Origin of the sequence: Roseibium album (genome assembly GCF_965233825.1) — a bacterium.
Lineage (GTDB): Bacteria > Pseudomonadota > Alphaproteobacteria > Rhizobiales > Stappiaceae > Roseibium > Roseibium album.
In genome coordinates this window covers 2,662,852-2,679,616 of sequence record NZ_OZ247583.1, presented here as the reverse complement: position 1 = coordinate 2,679,616, position 16,765 = coordinate 2,662,852, and the positions used below count along the sequence as shown (strand labels likewise).

General features: G+C 56.9%; 16 protein-coding genes. 7 read left to right on the top strand and 9 right to left on the bottom strand.

Features of this window, described 5'->3' with window-relative positions; genetic code table 11:
• Nucleotides 1-187: 187 nt before the first annotated feature.
• Both ACO6TI_RS12425 and tldD read right to left on the bottom strand, forming a co-directional pair.
• A complete protein-coding gene (locus ACO6TI_RS12425) occupies nucleotides 188-802 on the bottom strand; it encodes an HAD family hydrolase (RefSeq protein WP_422385027.1) in 615 nt (204 codons plus the stop codon).
• A gap of 20 nt (nucleotides 803-822) precedes the next feature.
• Nucleotides 823-2,247, bottom strand: coding sequence for a metalloprotease TldD (gene tldD / locus ACO6TI_RS12420; RefSeq protein ID WP_051645023.1), 1,425 nt, complete (start codon nucleotides 2,245-2,247; stop codon nucleotides 823-825).
• Nucleotides 2,248-2,521: 274 nt separating this feature from the next.
• Here tldD and ACO6TI_RS12415 point away from each other — a divergent pair, with 274 nt between their 5' ends.
• The 3 genes from ACO6TI_RS12415 (at nucleotide 2,522) to ACO6TI_RS12405 (ending at nucleotide 3,285) form a co-directional block, all read left to right on the top strand.
• Nucleotides 2,522-2,749 carry a hypothetical protein gene (locus tag ACO6TI_RS12415; protein ID WP_422385026.1) on the top strand — a complete coding sequence of 76 codons (228 nt, stop codon included), beginning with the start codon at nucleotides 2,522-2,524 and terminating at the stop codon, nucleotides 2,747-2,749.
• Nucleotides 2,746-2,973: a hypothetical protein gene (locus ACO6TI_RS12410; RefSeq protein ID WP_196877580.1), complete on the top strand. Its 228-nt coding sequence runs from the start codon at nucleotides 2,746-2,748 to the stop codon at nucleotides 2,971-2,973. Before ACO6TI_RS12415 ends, ACO6TI_RS12410 begins: the two co-directional genes overlap by 4 nt.
• A gap of 99 nt (nucleotides 2,974-3,072) precedes the next feature.
• On the top strand, nucleotides 3,073-3,285 hold the full coding sequence (locus tag ACO6TI_RS12405) for a DUF2093 domain-containing protein (RefSeq protein ID WP_029063721.1): 213 nt from the start codon (nucleotides 3,073-3,075) through the stop codon (nucleotides 3,283-3,285).
• Nucleotides 3,286-3,294: 9 nt separating this feature from the next.
• Here ACO6TI_RS12405 and lpxK read toward each other — a convergent pair whose 3' ends face one another.
• The 6 genes from lpxK to ACO6TI_RS12375 are packed head-to-tail and all read right to left on the bottom strand — an operon-like array spanning nucleotide 3,295 to nucleotide 8,759.
• Entirely contained in the window at nucleotides 3,295-4,317 is a 1,023-nt protein-coding gene (gene lpxK / locus ACO6TI_RS12400) for a tetraacyldisaccharide 4'-kinase (protein ID WP_422385025.1), read from the bottom strand.
• Nucleotides 4,301-5,620, bottom strand: a complete 1,320-nt coding sequence (locus tag ACO6TI_RS12395) for a 3-deoxy-D-manno-octulosonic acid transferase (protein WP_422385024.1) — start codon at nucleotides 5,618-5,620, stop codon at nucleotides 4,301-4,303. Before ACO6TI_RS12395 ends, lpxK begins: the two co-directional genes overlap by 17 nt.
• On the bottom strand, nucleotides 5,613-6,311 hold the full coding sequence (locus ACO6TI_RS12390; RefSeq protein ID WP_422385023.1) for a lysophospholipid acyltransferase family protein: 699 nt from the start codon (nucleotides 6,309-6,311) through the stop codon (nucleotides 5,613-5,615). The genes ACO6TI_RS12395 and ACO6TI_RS12390 overlap by 8 nt, the downstream gene beginning before the upstream one ends.
• Before the next feature lie 28 nt (nucleotides 6,312-6,339).
• Nucleotides 6,340-6,579 carry a DUF4170 domain-containing protein gene (locus tag ACO6TI_RS12385; RefSeq protein WP_055112570.1) on the bottom strand — a complete coding sequence of 80 codons (240 nt, stop codon included), beginning with the start codon at nucleotides 6,577-6,579 and terminating at the stop codon, nucleotides 6,340-6,342.
• Between the two features lie 37 nt (nucleotides 6,580-6,616).
• Nucleotides 6,617-7,429, bottom strand: coding sequence for an inositol monophosphatase family protein (locus tag ACO6TI_RS12380; RefSeq protein ID WP_108874666.1), 813 nt, complete (start codon nucleotides 7,427-7,429; stop codon nucleotides 6,617-6,619).
• Nucleotides 7,416-8,759 carry a TldD/PmbA family protein gene (locus ACO6TI_RS12375; protein WP_196891122.1) on the bottom strand — a complete coding sequence of 448 codons (1,344 nt, stop codon included), beginning with the start codon at nucleotides 8,757-8,759 and terminating at the stop codon, nucleotides 7,416-7,418. Before ACO6TI_RS12375 ends, ACO6TI_RS12380 begins: the two co-directional genes overlap by 14 nt.
• A gap of 309 nt (nucleotides 8,760-9,068) precedes the next feature.
• Here ACO6TI_RS12375 and ACO6TI_RS12370 point away from each other — a divergent pair, with 309 nt between their 5' ends.
• Nucleotides 9,069-9,659 carry a DUF6101 family protein gene (locus ACO6TI_RS12370; RefSeq protein ID WP_196877576.1) on the top strand — a complete coding sequence of 197 codons (591 nt, stop codon included), beginning with the start codon at nucleotides 9,069-9,071 and terminating at the stop codon, nucleotides 9,657-9,659.
• Nucleotides 9,660-9,702: 43 nt separating this feature from the next.
• Here the strand turns inward: ACO6TI_RS12370 and ubiA are convergent, their stop codons facing one another.
• A complete protein-coding gene (ubiA, locus tag ACO6TI_RS12365; RefSeq protein WP_422385022.1) occupies nucleotides 9,703-10,650 on the bottom strand; it encodes a 4-hydroxybenzoate octaprenyltransferase in 948 nt (315 codons plus the stop codon).
• 311 nt (nucleotides 10,651-10,961) lie between these two features.
• On the opposite strand from ubiA, the gene purD reads away from it, so the two are divergent.
• From purD to ACO6TI_RS12350, 3 genes are all read left to right on the top strand, one after another.
• Nucleotides 10,962-12,254 (top strand): phosphoribosylamine--glycine ligase, encoded by a 1,293-nt coding sequence (gene purD / locus ACO6TI_RS12360; RefSeq protein WP_422385308.1) that lies wholly within the window; start codon nucleotides 10,962-10,964, stop codon nucleotides 12,252-12,254.
• A gap of 114 nt (nucleotides 12,255-12,368) precedes the next feature.
• Nucleotides 12,369-13,274, top strand: a complete 906-nt coding sequence (locus ACO6TI_RS12355) for an alpha/beta fold hydrolase (RefSeq protein WP_422385021.1) — start codon at nucleotides 12,369-12,371, stop codon at nucleotides 13,272-13,274.
• A gap of 287 nt (nucleotides 13,275-13,561) precedes the next feature.
• The gene (locus ACO6TI_RS12350; protein ID WP_422385020.1) at nucleotides 13,562-16,729 is read left to right on the top strand and encodes a sensor domain-containing protein; all 3,168 of its coding nucleotides are present in this window, start codon (nucleotides 13,562-13,564) and stop codon (nucleotides 16,727-16,729) included.
• The last annotated feature ends 36 nt before the right edge of the window (nucleotides 16,730-16,765 follow it).

Below are 16,765 nucleotides of genomic sequence, written 5' to 3'. Positions count from 1 at the left end.
GGTAAAAACTCTCGAAGAAAATTATCTGCTCTTGAACGAAATAATCTTGTTCGAAGACGGAACCAAATCATCCTTTTACCAGTATGCCCCTGTACTGGCCGGTCCTTTTTCTCGCCTGGGTCATTTCGATCTTGCACTGTCCAAATCCGGCACCGGGCAGATGACAGAAAGACGATCTGATCTGGTGTCAGATCAGTCCGTGCCGCTGCAGGAATGCCAGAAGAGCGCCGTCGGATGTATAAACATGTCCTGTCAGACCAGCCTTCTCCGCACCGGACACGTTTGCCGCATTGTCATCGACAAAGGCGCTTTCTTCAGGCTCGTATCCGTATTTCGCACAGAGGCGACGATAGACCACCGGATCTGGTTTCCGGGCTTTGAATTCGGCGGAAACGTGTGCTTTTTCACCAAATAATTCAATCGTTTCCGGTGCACAGACAGGCAAAGCGGCCTTGAGCATCATGCCGTTGTTCGTCAGAAGCGCCAGATCGGCTCGCGCCTTGAGCCTGCGAACATGCGCCAGAACCAAAGGTCTTGCGCGCATCATCTGTCTGCGTATATCCGCCCAGGTATCGAAATCAATCGGATACCCGAGCAGACGGGCATATTGAGCCAGATAGCCTTCCGCAGTATCAGGAGATCCGGCTTCGGCCGCCGCTTCATGCGGTCCACCCCAGACGGCGGCGTCAATCTCGGTCGCGGGCCGACCGGTCAGCTCTTCCAGCAGACGGAGCCTGACCTGGTGATCGTAGTCATAGAGCACCTGATCCATATCGAAAATGACGAACCGGATATCAGGCATCTCAAAATCCGTGTTCCTGATCAGACAGCCGTCCCTCCGACAGTCAACTCGTTGATGCGCATGGAGGGTTGCCCGACACCGACCGGGACACCCTGCCCCTGTTTGCCGCAAGTTCCCATGCCGGGGTCGAGCTTCATGTCATTGCCGATCATGGCAACGCGGGTCAGGGCGTCAGGGCCATTGCCGATCAGCATCGCCCCCTTAACGGGAGCACCGACCTTGCCGTTTTCAACCCGGTAAGCTTCCGTGCAGGAAAACACGAACTTTCCTGAAGTGATGTCAACCTGGCCGCCACCGAAGGAAACAGCATAGATGCCATCCTTCACCGACTGAAGAATCTCTTCCGGATCCTTGTCTCCGGACATCATCACGGTGTTGGTCATACGCGGCATCGGAATGTGTGCAAAGGATTGCCGACGGCCGTTGCCGGTCGGCTCCATGCCCATCAGGCGGGCGTTCTGACGGTCCTGCATATATCCTGTAAGAATACCGTCCTCGATCAGGACGGTGCGACCGGCCGGAGTGCCCTCGTCGTCAACACTCAGGGACCCTCGTCGATCGGGTATCGTGCCATCGTCGACAATCGTGACGCCCGGCGACGCGACCCGCTCTCCCATCAGTCCGGCGAAAGCCGAGGTCTTCTTTCTGTTGAAATCGCCCTCAAGGCCGTGACCGACTGCTTCATGGAGCAGAATTCCCGGCCAGCCCGGACCGAGCACAACATCAAAAGACCCTGCCGGGGCAGGCACGGCTTCAAGGTTGACGAGTGCCTGACGAAGGGCTTCGTCAACACCGCCCTGCCAGTTCTCTGCCGTGACAAAACGTTCGAAACCCTCACGGCCACCGCAACCAAACATTCCGCTTTCCTGGCGTTCGTCATTGCCGGCAACCACGGAGATCGAAAGGCGCACCATCGGACGGACATCGCGAACGAGATGTCCATCAGCACGCAGGATTTCCACGACCTGCCAGGAGCCGGCAAGTGACGCCGTCACCTGGCGCACCCGCGGGTCTTTTGCCCTTGCATAGGCATCGATCTCCTGCAGCAGCTTCACCTTTTCCTCGAAACTCGGTCCTCCCAGCGGATTGGCATCGGTGTAAAGAGACTGATTTGTGCGCGCGGGTGCTGCTGCGTAGCTGCCCGAATATCCCTTCGTCACCGCGCTGACAGCATCCGCCGCACGCTTCAGCGCGGCCTCGGAGATGTCGCCTGCATGAGCATAGCCGGCTGCTTCGCCGGCAACAGCCCGCAAGCCAAAGCCCTGAGCCGTGTCATAATTGGCCCCTTTCAAGCGTCCGTTGTCGAACACCAGACCTTCCGTCTGACGATATTCGACAAACAATTCGCCATCATCCGCCCCCGCCAACGCCTCCTGCGTAATCCGCTTGGCGGAGTCCAGTCCAAGGCCGGAGGTTTCGATGAGATCTGTCGTTGAAAGGGTCATGTCGTGTCCTGTCTTCGCCCGGGTTTCGAGGCGCGAATCTGCGTGTAGACGCAAACCGGTGATCCTGTTTCCCACAACATAGGTGCATTGCGTCCGTTTTTCACACGAAAAGCAGCAAAATTCGCTTGAGGAAATTTAAACTTGAATTTAAAACTCAGCTTAAATTCGCCGAGCGAGAAGCTGCGGCACAGCCTGGCGCGTCACGCCGCCTAGCCAATTCCCCGAAAACTCGAACCAATCCCGCTGCCAACGAGCTTGCGGAACAGGGCCCGGTATGTCCACACCAATCAATGTGACCGCAGGCGGCAGCATGACCGCGTTTCATGACATTGCCACGCTACGCGGCGACGGACTTCACCCCAAGCTGCTGGAGGCATTGGCAAAAACCGGAACTGTTTCAGGTCCGCCCGCCGAAAACACGACGAGTGACAGAAACATCATCCCTGTTGACTTCGCCTCAAGATCAAGCTTGCCGGCTCCGGACCGGAAAGCATCGAAATGAAGTCGATCCTCGTTGCCATGCACCTGGTCGCCTGTCAGCCGGACCTCCTTGTCTGTCAGGACATGTCCGTGAATACCAAACGCTGGTCGGATATTGAAACCTGCCGCCAGGACCGGATTGGTGAAATGTTTCGGCTGAAGCAGGATTTGCCGCAGTGGGCTGTGGTCATGTCGCGCTGCCGCTATCTAATCGGCAGCGATCGTCGTTCCACTCCGGCATTCTAAATAACCGGTTTGTTTATTTGGTTCACGGCTTGCCGGATAGGCGCAAAGTACCGTAAAAGACGGGGAGAAACTGCGAAACAACACGGCAAACCGGCGACAATGAACCGATACGAAAATCCGCGCATTCCAAGCGAAGCCCGCGTCCGGTACCTGGATGGCGACTATCAGGTCGAAACGCCGGGAACATTCGTGCGCTGCGCCGTTACAGGGTCGGCGATCCCTCTGGATGAGCTGAAATACTGGTCGGTCGAGCACCAGGAAGCCTACGTCGATGCCAAGGCATCCATGAAGCGGTATCTGGAAACACGCTAACGCTTTGTCCTAGCCTTCGAAGGACTTTGCACGCAGTTTCTCGCGGATCAGCGCGTTGAGACGTTCTGCGTCATCGATTTTCATCGACACGTCCAGCACCTGTGACTTTGCGACCAGCCAGCGGAACAGTTCACCTTTCGAAGATGCAAGCCGCACCATGTCTTTCTGCGTTGTCACCAATTGCAGTTCGTCGTTTTCGGCTTCCGTCAACAAGGCTCGTGCTTCTGTTTCCTCATATTTGTGGTGATCGGCAAACTCCCGTGTTTTCCTGACGCTGTACCCAAGGTCTTTCAGCGACTTGAAGAACTTTTGCGGGCGTCCGATACCTGCGAAAGCGAACAGTCCGGTGTCCTTCAGAGCGTCATTCGATTGCGGTTTCAGGTGAGCGTGCAGTATCGGCAAACCCTTGCGCCCTGCCAGGTGAACCACCTCGTCCGCCGCCTCGCCCTCACCGACCAGCACGAGACAGTCGGTCTTGATGATTTGCCTGTCGGCGGGTGCCCGCAACGGTCCCGCGGGCAGGCAATATCCGTTTCCAAGTCCCGTCGTACAGTCGACGAGAACAAGATTCAGATCCTTGGCCAAAGCCGGATTCTGGAATCCGTCGTCCATCAATATGAGATCAATCGGCTGTGTCTCCGCAAGGAGCGCACCCTTCGGACGATCCGACGATATGACCGTCGGTCCATGTGCAGCCAGAAGCAACGCTTCGTCGCCAACGGCTTCCGCGCGGTGCCTTGCCGGGTCCACGAGCAGTGGCCCTTTTTCCCGCCCACCGTATCCTCTCAGCAGAAAGCCGGGCGCAAAGCCCTCGTCCCGCAGTAAACCGGCCAGCGCAATTGCAAAGGGTGTCTTTCCGGTTCCGCCGACAACGAAGTTGCCGATGCAGATTACAGGCAACCGGCTTCTGGCCTTGGGTTTTTTGAAAAGTCTCCTGCCGGACACAAATCCGTAGGCCCAACTGAAGGGCACCAAAAGAGTCGAGGCTGGAGACAGTGACGGCTGCCACCAGAATTCAGGTGATTTGTTCATCCGCCGTCTCCTGGAGCCGCTTTGCGCGATCTCCATTCAAAAGGGGTTGCAGCAACGCCAAGGATTTGTCGAGCGCACCACGTCCTGCCTCGACGAGCGCCCTCGCTGTTTCAATTTGCCGGTGGATCTTTTCGGGGTTACGGAACAACTCGCCGACTTCATTGGCGAGTTTCGTCGGATCCTGCACCCGGACAGCAGCGCCATTGCTCCAGAATTCCTTGTAGACCGCGCGGGCATTTGCAACTTTCGGCCCAGTCACCAGAGCGGACCCGCTGAGCGCTGCCTCTACCGGATTGTGCCCGCCGACATCGGCAAAAGACCCAGCCAGGAACGTGACAGGCGACAAACGGTAGTACAACCCCATCTCACCAAGCGTATCACCAAGAAAGATCTCGGTTTCCGGTGTGACCGGTTGTTGAGAACTGCGCGACACGAGCGAAAGATCGCGGGCTGCAGCCAGATCGATAACGTCCTGCGCACGCGCCGGATGCCTTGGCACCAGAACAAGCAGCAGATCCGGAAATTCCTGCCGTAGCCTTTTGTACGCATCGAACACGATTTCATCCTCGCCGGGATGGGTCAGTGCCGCTACCCAGATCCTCCGTTCACCGATTTGCGCCTGCAGAACCGTGATCGCCTCGTCATCGACCGCCGGCTCGGGCGCATCGAACTTCAGGTTTCCCGGAACCTTTACGTCGTGGCAGCCAAGCTTTTCAAATCTTTCGGCATCCGCCGGACTTTGAGCAAGCACCAAGTCCAGGCACCTGAAAATGAACCGGGATGTGTACGGGACACGGGACCAGTTCCGCAAGGACCCGTCGGAAAGCCTGCCATTCAACAAGACAAATGGCACATTGCGGCCACGCATTTCGTCAAACAGGCACGGCCAGATCTCGGATTCGACAACCATCGCAAGGTCGGGTGACCAATGCTCAAGAAACCGGTTGAGTGGAACCGGCGCGTCGTAGGGTACGAACTGGTGAAAGGCACCGTCCGGCAGTCTTTTTTCGGCTAATTCGGAGGCAGTCACAGTCACCGTTGTCAGCAACACCGCGTGACCATCTCCGGTCAACGCGTCAATCAGTGGCAGCACCGACATGGTTTCACCGACGCTTGCGGCATGAATCCATATCAGACTACCTGCCGGACGGGCCAAATCGCTCCTGCCGAAACGTTCTCCCTTTCGGGCGGGAATTTCCTTCGATGAGCGGCTCCTGAGCCCAAAAAGAACATGAAACAAAGGTGAAACGCCTTGCGCAGCGGCCCGATAGAGACTGAGCAAAACTGGGCGCTTCTCAACCATCCGACCTGCCGACCAGTTCATAGGCCCGCCTGGTAACGGCATTCAGTTCGCCTTCCACTTCCCGGCGATAGGTTTCAAGCGCGTCTTCTTCCGCGTCAGAAGGAACCCAGATCAAGTCGCCAACGGCGATGCTGCCACGCCCGAACGGCAGATTCACACTTGCCTTGTCCCAACTGTTGAGCTCAATGCTACGGCTCGTTGCGACGGCGACAGGAAGGATTGGGCGGCCCGAATGCTTGGCAAGTTGCACAATTCCCTCGCCGGCCTTGCGAGAAGGCCCTTTCGGCACGTCAGCTGTCATGGCAATGCTGTAGCCGTCCTTCAATGCTCTGACCGCTTCAATAAAACCGCGCATGCCACCGCGCTTCTTGATCTGGCGTGCATTCCGGCCACCGGAGGCCCGGATCAATCCCAGACCGAATTTTCTGGCGGCGATTGCGTTCACCTCCCCGTCGGCCGACCGGGAGATCATGACCTTGGCTGGCCAGTGCCTCGGTTTTGCAAACGGCACCATAAAATGCTGCCCGTGCCACATCGCCACGATGACAGGCAACTCTTTCTCCGTCTCGTCGTGAATACCTTCGGGATCAACGTTGAAACGGTTGGTGTGATAGACCAGCTTCAGGTATCCGGCGAGCGCGGAACCCACGCCTGCAAGTACCCATGGATGGCGGCCAAGGCGTTTGATCATTTTTTGTTATCGCCTGAATGTTTCTGAGTTATGCCGCCGCTTCCGGATCCAGAAGGCGATGCATGTGTACAATGAAGTAACGCATATGCGCGTTGTCGACCGTGGCCTGGGCCTTGGCCTTCCAGGCTTTGCTTGCCTCGGCATAATTTGGATAGATGCCCACAATATCCAGCTCATCCAGATCCCGGAAGGTCAACCCATCCGGCGATTCCAGTTCACCGCCAAAGACCAGGTGCAACAGCTGTTTCGGGGTGTCGGTCTCGCTCATGAGCATCCTCGCTAAGTTTAATACAGGCGCTGGTCATCTACCGGATAATGTCCTCAAGCACCGCACGCACTGGTCCTATAAGCCCGGTCGAAGCCGCGATCAATGCCGGGTGACCGGTCCGACTGCGATTATAGGTCAGATCCCGGCCGGAAACGTCGGTTATCCGCCCGCCAGCCTCCTTCACCAGAAGGTCGGCTGCTGCAAGATCCCAGTCGCTCGGACCACCACGCGCTGTACCGACATCAATACGCCCCGCAGCAACCATGACGAGCCTGTAGGCCAATGACCTGAGGATCTCGGTTTTCTGAAACCCGGCAGCAAGCACATCCGTATTTGAAATGATCGAATGCGGTCCGGTCAAAGTCGCACCCGAAACACTCGTACGGCCGGAGACCCTGATCCCGGCTTCGTTCAGGAACGCCCCGCCACCCGCACGCGCCGTGAACATTTCGTTCCGCCGCGGACAGAAGACTGCACCGGTCACTGGCCGACCGTCTTCAACCACAGCGATCGATATCGTCCACTCATCGCCGCCGGCCAGGAATGCGCGGGTACCGTCTATCGGGTCAACGATGAAGACACGTCTACATTCCAGACGGGCGCGGTCGTCAGCGGTTTCCTCCGAAAGCCAGCCGTAGTCCGGACGAGCGGTCAGAAGGCGGTCCGCCAGAAACCTGTCCACCGCGATGTCCGCTTCGGAGACAGGTGACTTGTTACCCTTGAACCAGGTCTCCAGACCCTGCCCAAAGTAACCAAGCGCCAGTTCCCCTGCCTGACGAGCCGCTGTTTCCAGCAATTGAAGATCCGCAACGAGGTCACACCCGTCGGCATCCTGATCAGCTTCCGGCAAGCGCCATTCCTTCAATCATCACAGAGGGTGTCGCTGCCGAGTAGCGGTTGTCCAGGTCACTCCCGGGAACCAGCCGCCTGAACATGTCGTTCAAATTGCCAGCAATCGTAATCTCACTGACGGGTTCAACAATTTCACCGTTTTCGAACCAGAATCCGGCAGCCCCGCGGGAATAGTCCCCGGTGATGCCGTTGACCCCGTGGCCAATAAGATCGGAGACCAGCAATCCGCTGCCGGCTTCCGCCATAAGCGTGTCCAACGACAACTCTCCCGGCATCAGGGTTATGTTGGTGGCACCGGGCGACGTGCCGCTTCCGCTTCTGTGCGCGCGTCCATTGGGATCCAGACCCAGTTCACGAGCGGACGCACCATCAAGAAACCAGTGCTGAAGAATGCCATCCTCGATCATGTGCAAGACGGAGGCAGCCGTTCCCTCACCGTCGAACGGCCGGGTGGCCCCTCCCCTGCGCTTGAACGGGTCGTCGACAATCTGAATTCCGGGTGCGAAGATCGCTTCCCCCATCCGATCCTTGAGAAAACTGGTTTTCCGGGCAATGGAGGCACCATTTATGGCGCCGGTCAGGTGACCGAGAATGCTGCGTGCGGCGCGCGATTCATAAATGACATTGGTCGTGCGCGTGGAAAGCTTTTGCGGATTGAGACGACGGACAGCACGCTCGCCCGCCCTTCTGCCGATTTCAGCGGGTGCATCGAGGTCTTCGAAATACGTCCTGCTGTCAAAGTCATAGTCACGTTCCATACTGGTGCCTTCACCAGCGACCGCCGTCATTGACATGCCATAGCGGGATGTCATGTACGACCCTTCAAATCCATGACTTGTGGCCAGCACGACACCGGCGAGGCGCCAGGATGCTCCGGCGCCACCAGACTTGCTGACCCCGGCAACCTCCAGTCCCGCCGTTTCCGCTTCAAGTGCGATATCGGCGAGCGCATCCGCGGTCATTTCCCTGCTGTCAAGAAGTTCCAGTCCGGGCATGTTCTTTACAAGGAGGTGTTCGTCGGCAAGCCCGGCATAGGGATCTTCAGGCGCAACACGAGCCATCGCCACGGCACGCTCAGCCAAGGTGCCGGGATCATCCAGCTGATTTGCGGAAACGGCCGCTGTCCGCTTGCCAACGAAAACGCGCAAGGTGACGTCGTCGCCTTCGGCACGTTCGGTCTCTTCGACCTTTCCCTCCCTGACATCAACGGCGAGCGAGACGCCTGTCACCGCCACGGCATCGCAGGAATCAGCTCCGGCCTTCCGGGCCGCTTCGACAAGACGCACAGCACGCGACTGCAATTCGCTTTGATCAATCATTTCCGACATTCGTTCCGCCTTGATGGGTCTGCTTCATTCGCCCCGCTTCGGCTGTTGTTTACGCCCAGCGCCCGTGCTCCGCAACAACTTGCGCGCAAACGGCCCATCGTGGACAGGGCCAGCATGTTGAACCGCCTTTGAAATTTCCGTTTCGGCCCATTTTGAACACAGGCATGAACAGATCGTTTGCACCGCGCTTACACTCCGGTAACCCTCTTTAAAATCAGAGTTTTTTAACTCTATCTCTTAAGTGGTTCACGACTTTTCTCCGCTACATTCAGCTTCATCAAGAGACCTGAAGGTCCGACGGAGAGTCATTTGAGACGTCAAACAGAACAACAGGCGCCAAAAGCAACCGGGAGCAATGCAGAAACAATACTGCATCCCGGTTGCCTGCCGGTCCGATTTGAACAAAGGCTCGAATGCCGCCCCGGAACACCCTCTCTTCCTGCTGAAATCTATATCGACCGCACAAGGGTCATCATAAAGCGACGCATTGCAGGTGTTCCCGTCAGGGTCATTGTCCCTGCAAACGGTTTCGATGGTGTCATGGTCCGGATCGTTCCGGGTGCCGCGCCTGGTAACATAACGGCTGCGCTTATCCTGAAACATCCCGACAGCGCATTATCAATCACCCTCGCAGAGACGGAAAACTCCGACGAACTGGCCGTGCTTTGGAGCCGTTGGGCCCAAACGCTGAAACTGCCCATGCTCGTATGCGATCTTGGCGGTGAAGTTAAACCGATAGACGCATTCTGCGCGACACCCGCCGCAAATCCGGCTCCTCGACGCAAGCTGCGTCTGTTGACCGGCCGCCGTCCCCGTTTTCTGAACAGGCGCATACCTGGAACGGTGACCGCTGCCCCCGCAGTTTTCGGACATGAGCGGGAAATCATCGCAAGAACCTGAAGCCCAGCCGACTTCCCGTAACCGGAAGGCACTTCCTGGTCTCTCAAAGACCCACGCCAACCAGCGCATCGGTGACAAATCCGGCGAACAGGATCCAGCCATAGGTTCCGTTGGAACGAAAGAGCTTCAGGCACTGGTCGCCATCGTCGATGTCGAGCACGATCACTTGCCATCCCAGATGAACCACGCCTGCCAGGATACCTGCAAATGCCAACGGACCGGCGTCGGCAAATGCAGCTGCCAACGAAAAGAGCACCGTCGCAAATCCATAAAGGGCAATCAGGGCCGGCTTCGTGCGATTCCCGAATAGGCGTGCCGTCGACCTGACACCGACAAGTGCATCGTCGTCCTTGTCCTGATGCGCGTAAATCGTGTCATAGCCGATCGTCCAGCATATGCCTCCAAAATACAAAAGGACGGGCGCTGGCGACAACGACCCGAAAACCGCGGCCCAACCCATGAGGGCTCCCCAGGAAAATGCAAATCCGAGGAACAGCTGCGGCCAGTTCGTAATGCGCTTCATGAATGGATAGATCGCGACCGGCAGCAGTGAGGCAAGGCCGAGAACTATCGAGAATGTGTTGAACTGCAACAATACCAGCAACCCGATCAACGCTTGCACGATCAGGAAAATCCTGGCCTGGTTCTTGGTCACCTGACCTGCCGGTATCGGCCGGGACCGCGTCCGCTCGACCCTGGCATCAATGTCAACATCCAAAAGGTCGTTGTAGGTACATCCGGCGCCGCGCATTGCCACGGCTCCAACGAAGAACAGAACGAGATGCCAGGGGTTGGGCCACCCGTTGCCGGCTGCGATTGCGGCAAGCGCAGCTGACCACCAGCAAGGCCAAAGGAGCAACCACCATCCGATAGGCCGTTCCCACCTTGCTAGACGGGCATAAGGACGTAACCCGGCGGGCAAACGTGTATCGACCCAATGTTGCTTCACCGCGTCAGCGACCGGTCCCGTGTCCTTGGTGGAAAATAACATTCGCTGCCCTCTTCGAGTTCCGGACTTCTACCAAATTCGCGACGAAATACATCCTGCAATTGCCCTGGGATATCGGACAACAAGCCCGTCCCGATGATGAGCGATGATCTGCCTTCTCCGTCTCCGCGTCCATATGACGGTTCGCCGCTCCCAGCAGGCTCTTTGTCTTCAACGACGGAAGGACGGTCTCACCTGCACTTGTTTGCCCGATTTGCAGGGACAGACCTGCCATGATAGACCGCGCAACTGCAACGCTGGCGTACCCGAATCCGCGTCAGCGAGACGGATCGTTCTCGAAAGATCGGCGATACATGAAACTGCTGCTTATCGGGTCCGGCGGGCGCGAGCACGCCCTTGCCTGGGCTTTGGCGAAATCCCCGAAACTGACCAAGCTTTACGCCGCTCCCGGAAATGCCGGGATCGCCGAAATCGCCGATCTGACCGACCTGAATGTTTCCGATCATGATGCCGTGATCGGGTTCTGTCGCGCAAAACAGATCGATCTCGTTGTTGTTGGTCCTGAAGCACCGCTTGTTGCCGGGATTGTCGACGACCTTGAAGCAGCCGGCATCAAGGCATTCGGGCCAAGCCGAGCCGCTGCACAGCTGGAGGGATCCAAGGCATTCACAAAGGGTGTGTGTGACGACGCGGCAATTCCGACCGCCGGATATGGGCGTTTTGCCGATTGCGACGCCGCACTTTCCTACGTCCGCGACCAGGGAGCACCCATCGTCGTCAAGGCCGATGGCCTTGCGGCCGGAAAGGGCGTCGTGGTCGCCATGACCCTTGGTGAAGCGGAAGACGCGGTCAAGGCCTGCTTCGAAGGTTCGTTCGGGGATGCCGGTGCCGAAGTGGTCATAGAAGAGTTCCTGCGAGGTGAAGAAGCCAGCTTCTTCGTGCTTTCCGACGGTACCCATGCCCTCCCCCTGGCAACCGCCCAGGATCACAAGCGCGCCTATGACGGCGACGAAGGACCCAATACCGGCGGAATGGGGGCTTACTCACCGGCACCCGTCCTGACAGGCGACCTGGTCACCCGGGTCATGGATCAAATTGTCAATCCGACGATCAAAACCCTGGCGGACCGCGGAACCCCTTTTAAAGGCGTTCTCTATGCCGGCCTGATGATCACTGCGGCTGGTCCGAAGCTGATTGAATACAACACCCGTTTCGGCGATCCGGAGTGCCAGGTCTTGATGCTGCGTCTCAAGAGCGACCTTCTGGAACTCATGCAGCGCAGCGTTGAAGGAACATTGGCAACTGCAAACGCCGACTGGAGCCATGAGAGTGCACTTACCGTCGTCATGGCCGCAAACGGATATCCGGCAGCATACGAAAAGGGCACCGAAATTCGTGGCCTCGAAAAGATAGGATCCGAGACGCTCGAAGTGTTTCATGCCGGCACCAAACGCGAGGATGAACGATTGCTGGCAAATGGAGGCCGGGTGCTGAATGTGACCGCGCTCGGTGATACGGTTCGCGACGCAAAAGCCCGCGCATACGCGGCAGTCGGGCAGATAGACTGGCCGGAAGGCTTTTGCCGTAACGACATCGGCTGGCGCGCTGTTGAGCGCGAGGTAGCCGAAGGTACCGGAGACGAATAAAATTCCGGATACCCTTGCGGACTGAAGTGAGCAACAACAAGCCTGAAAAATCGTCTTGGCAGCATGTTCTGGTAGCCGATACTGTTTTGGTGTTCGTGGCCCGGGGAGAGCGTCTTGAAGAGTGATTTGCCCGATCTGTTTCCCGGATTCGAAACCAGATTCGTCGAAGCGAACGGGATAACCCTGTTTTGCCGGATCGGCGGGTCCGGCCCTCCTCTCCTGCTACTGCACGGCTACCCCCAATCGCACGTCATCTGGCATGAAATCGCATCAATCCTGTCGGCACATTTCACCCTTGTGATGCCTGATCTTCCCGGCTACGGAATGTCCTCCATTCCCCCGGTTTCCGGCAATCACGAGGCGTATTCAAAGCGGTCAATGGCGTCCGTCATGCGCGAAATGATGCGTGTGCTGGGGTACCGGACGTTTTTCGCAGCGGGACACGACCGGGGTGGCCGTGTTGGATACAGACTGGCCCTGGACCATCCGGATACGATCCCAAGGCTGGCCGTGCTCGATATCCTTCCCACGTCGGACTATTGGGACCGGATGAACCGCGTCTTCGGTCTTAAAGTCTATCACTGGATGTTCCTCGCCCAGCCATTTCCATTCCCGGAGAAAATGATAGCCGCTGCACCAGTCCGATATCTGGAACACACATTGGCGAGCTGGACAGCGGAAAAAAACCTCGACTGTTTTGCGGAAGGGGCCCTGGAACATACCCGTGCCTGGTTCTGCGAGCCCGACCGGATCTCCGCATGCTGCGAAGACTATCGAGCGGGCGCGACAATCGACAATGAGCACGACATCGCTGACCGGAACGCCGGCAACATCATACGGGCGAAAATGCTGGCCCTTTGGGGCGACAAAGGCATTGCAACGAGCGTCGACGACCCACTGGCGGTATGGCAGGCCTGGTGTCCACATGTCGAAGGACACTCCCTTGCCGTGGGCCACTTTCTGCCAGAGGAAGCACCAAAGGCTACTGGCGAGACCCTGCTCGACTTTTTCAGCTCCTGATTGAATAAAACTTGAATAAAATTTGAGCGATAAACTTCAATTCATCAGTACTGCCTGTAAAAAAAGTTGAAAAACCTGACTTTTTCAAAGTTGCGTGAATTGTCGCTTAATAGCGCTTAAGAATTCCATTCAAACCAATTTAACTATTCTAGTCTATTGTGAGAATGGGCAGAGAACGCTTGGAAAAAACGGCGCTTCATACTTGCGGCGACGAGACCCCGGCATCCTGGCCAATCAGTTAGCAGCTGCGGCTGCCGGGGGTATTTGTGCTGAGTATGGGCAAACAAGTGGCTGGGGAACAGGAGAAGCTGCGGGGACACGCGCCTCGTCAGGACCGGTTCAACGGTTTTCTGGACCGCCTCGTCGATCAGCTTTGTCCGGATGACCTGCATTTCGAGAAGCCCTTACGCATCGTTTTCCTGTCCTTTCTGGCTTTGACCGTATGTGTTCTTACTGTTCAGAACATCGTTTCCGAATACCGGAATTTGCGTGAACCCCAGGAAGCGCTCGTCAACACCGCTGAACGCCTGCTGATGAAGCAAAAGAAGGTCGGCTCCGAAACGCTTGACGAAATTGTCGGTGCGCTTGGTGCGAATGAAGATCTTCTGAACGCGATCCGCAACAATGACCATCGACAGATCAAACAGGTTGCAGACGCACTGTTTGCCGTGAAATTTGACAATCTCAACGTGGTGGAACTTGCGATCTATTCCGCCAACCGGAACCTGATTTACCCGGTCAATGGCACGGCACCCGTCCGCGTTCCCGGCGCAGTCTTCAAGTCCGACCTGAATTCAACCACCCCTGGCCGGAGCGACGGCATCGAATTCGGCCCGAACAACCAGTTCGTTGTCAGTGTCTTTCGTCCGTGGATATCCGACGGTCAATTGCTGGGATACCTGAAGCTGGCAATCGACATCGAACGCTCCCTGGCACTTGCAAGTGCTGCGGTGGACGCTCAGATCGTGAAATTGTGCGAATTGCCCGCGGCCAACGGAGACCCTGCCGGTTCGACCCGTTACAAGATCCTTGGAAACCTTGCTCCATCGGGGTTTGATCTGGGCGTTTTTTCTGCCGGCGACCAAGACCTTGCCCGGATACATCCATTGTATCTTCAGGACGGCAAGGTCTTCATGGTTCGCGACCTGCCTATCGCGGTCACACAGAACGATCACGCATTCAAGCTGCTGCTGGTCAAAGACATTACCGACAACGTCTGGGCATTCTTGAACGGTATTGTCATTTCCCTGCTTGCCGGTATCGGCCTTTCTTTCATTGCATGGGCCGTCATCCATCGCCTTCTTTCACGCTTGCAATCGTCTGTTCAGAAAACCCGCGCACGGCTCGAAGCAGAAGTCAGGGACTACACTGAGAAGCTGGAAAGCAATGCGTCAAAACTTATCGAAGCTCAACGTATTGCCACAGTTGGAAGCTGGGAAAGGGATGTTGCCACGAACGAGGTCAGCGCGACGGAAGAATATTATCGGATCATGAACCTTCCAGCTGGTCTTTCCTCGAAGAAGATCATCGAAAGAGTATACGCCCAAATACCTGAAAACGAGGCGCAGGCGGCCAAACTGATGGTCAGGCGTGCGATCGAGACCTGCGGCGAATTTGATTTCGAACACTCGCTGGTGCCAGAGAACGGTTCTCCACGCTACCTCCACATCCGCGGCTATGTGCTTTCCGGCCGGGACGGAACGGCGACCAAAGTCGTGGGAACCGTGCATGACATAACCGAACGCACACGGGCGGACCGCAAAAACAATCTGCTGGCCAATATTCTGGAATCTTCGCTCAATGAAATTTACATTCTCGACGCCAAGACCTTCCGCTTTGAACACGCCAACAAATGTGCCCTGAACAACCTCGGCTACAAGCTCGACGAACTTAAATCGCTGCAGATCTGGGACATAAACCCCATTTATGATCGGGATACGATCGAGCGGCAGACCAGGCCTCTACAGAACGGTGACATTGAGGGCGTGGCCGCGGAATGTCTGCACAAGCGCGTCGATGGTTCCGAGTATCCGGTAGATCTGCGCGTACAATTGCACCAGGACAAGGACCACGATCTTTTCGTCATCATTGCAAATGATGTCACCGAAAGGGTCCTGCGGGAGACTGAAACCCGTGAGGCCAGAGTACGGGCCGAGCGATTGGCCTATTTCGATCCACTCACCAAACTGTCCAATCGGGCTGGATGTCAGCGTGATGCGAAACAGCGCTTCGGCCACGACACCAAACCAGCATTCCTGGTGCATGTCGACATGGACAATTTCAAGCGCGTGAACGATACGCTCGGGCATCTTGCCGGCGATTATTGCCTTGAAGAAACCGGCCGCAGATTGCGTGAAGTCTCGCGCGGGCTAGGCACGCCCTATCGATGGGGCGGTGATGAGTTCGTCATTATTGCCGAAGCGAGCGACTCCGATCCGAACGAACTTTGCGAGCGCGCACGTCGACTCATGCGCATGCCGATGGAGTTCAAGGGCAATCGGTTCTGGCCAACCGTCAGCATGGGCATTTCGCTGTGTCCAGAGGACGGATCGAACTTTGAAGACCTGCTTTTCAATGCCGACCTGGCGCTCTACCAGTCGAAGGAAAACGGCAAGGATCGGCTCACGTTCTTCCGGACCAGCATGAAGACCGAAAGCGAAACGGAAGCCAGGATCGAGCGGGAACTTCAGGACGCAGTCAAGAACAACCAGTTTTTCATGGTGTTCCAGCCGCAGGTCAATCTGCGCTCGCAAACGATAACCGGTATCGAGGCCCTGATCCGGTGGGACCATCCGGACCGAGGTGTTCTGTCGCCCGGTGGCTTCCTGCCTGTCGTCGAAAAAACGAGCCTTGCGCCGGTACTGGGCGAAGTCGTCATCGACCGGGCCATGGCGGCGGCAAAGTACTGGCTCGACACGGGACTCGACTTTGGACGGGTCTCGATAAACGTGTCGCCTGCACACCTGGCGTCCGGTCTGCTTGTCGACCATTTCAAGGCCGCGATGGCGAAATATCAGGTCCCGCCTGACCGCGTTACCGCCGAAGTGCTGGAATCGGTCTTTCTGAGCGATAATCGTTCAGGCCATCTGGCTGCGCTGCGGGAATTATACGAACTTGGTGTTCACATTGAACTTGATGATTTCGGTACAGGTTATGCCTCGCTCACCCATGTGGCCGACCTGCCCATAAACGGTTTGAAAATCGACCGGTCCTTCACGAACCAAATGATTGACGACCCCAGAAAGGAAGCAGTGGTCAATCAGCTTATCCACCTCGCCCGATCGCTCAACATAAACATTGTCTGCGAAGGCGTGGAAACAGAAGCGCAGTATGACCGCCTGCGCATGATGGGCGATTTTTCCATCCAGGGCTTCCTGATTGCCGAACCAATGCCCCTAGATCAGATGACCGAATGGATGAGCGAAGCGTCCGACGATCTCTATTTCGTCATTTGACCGGGCGGCCGGCAGCTCGACAATTTGCGCGTTGAC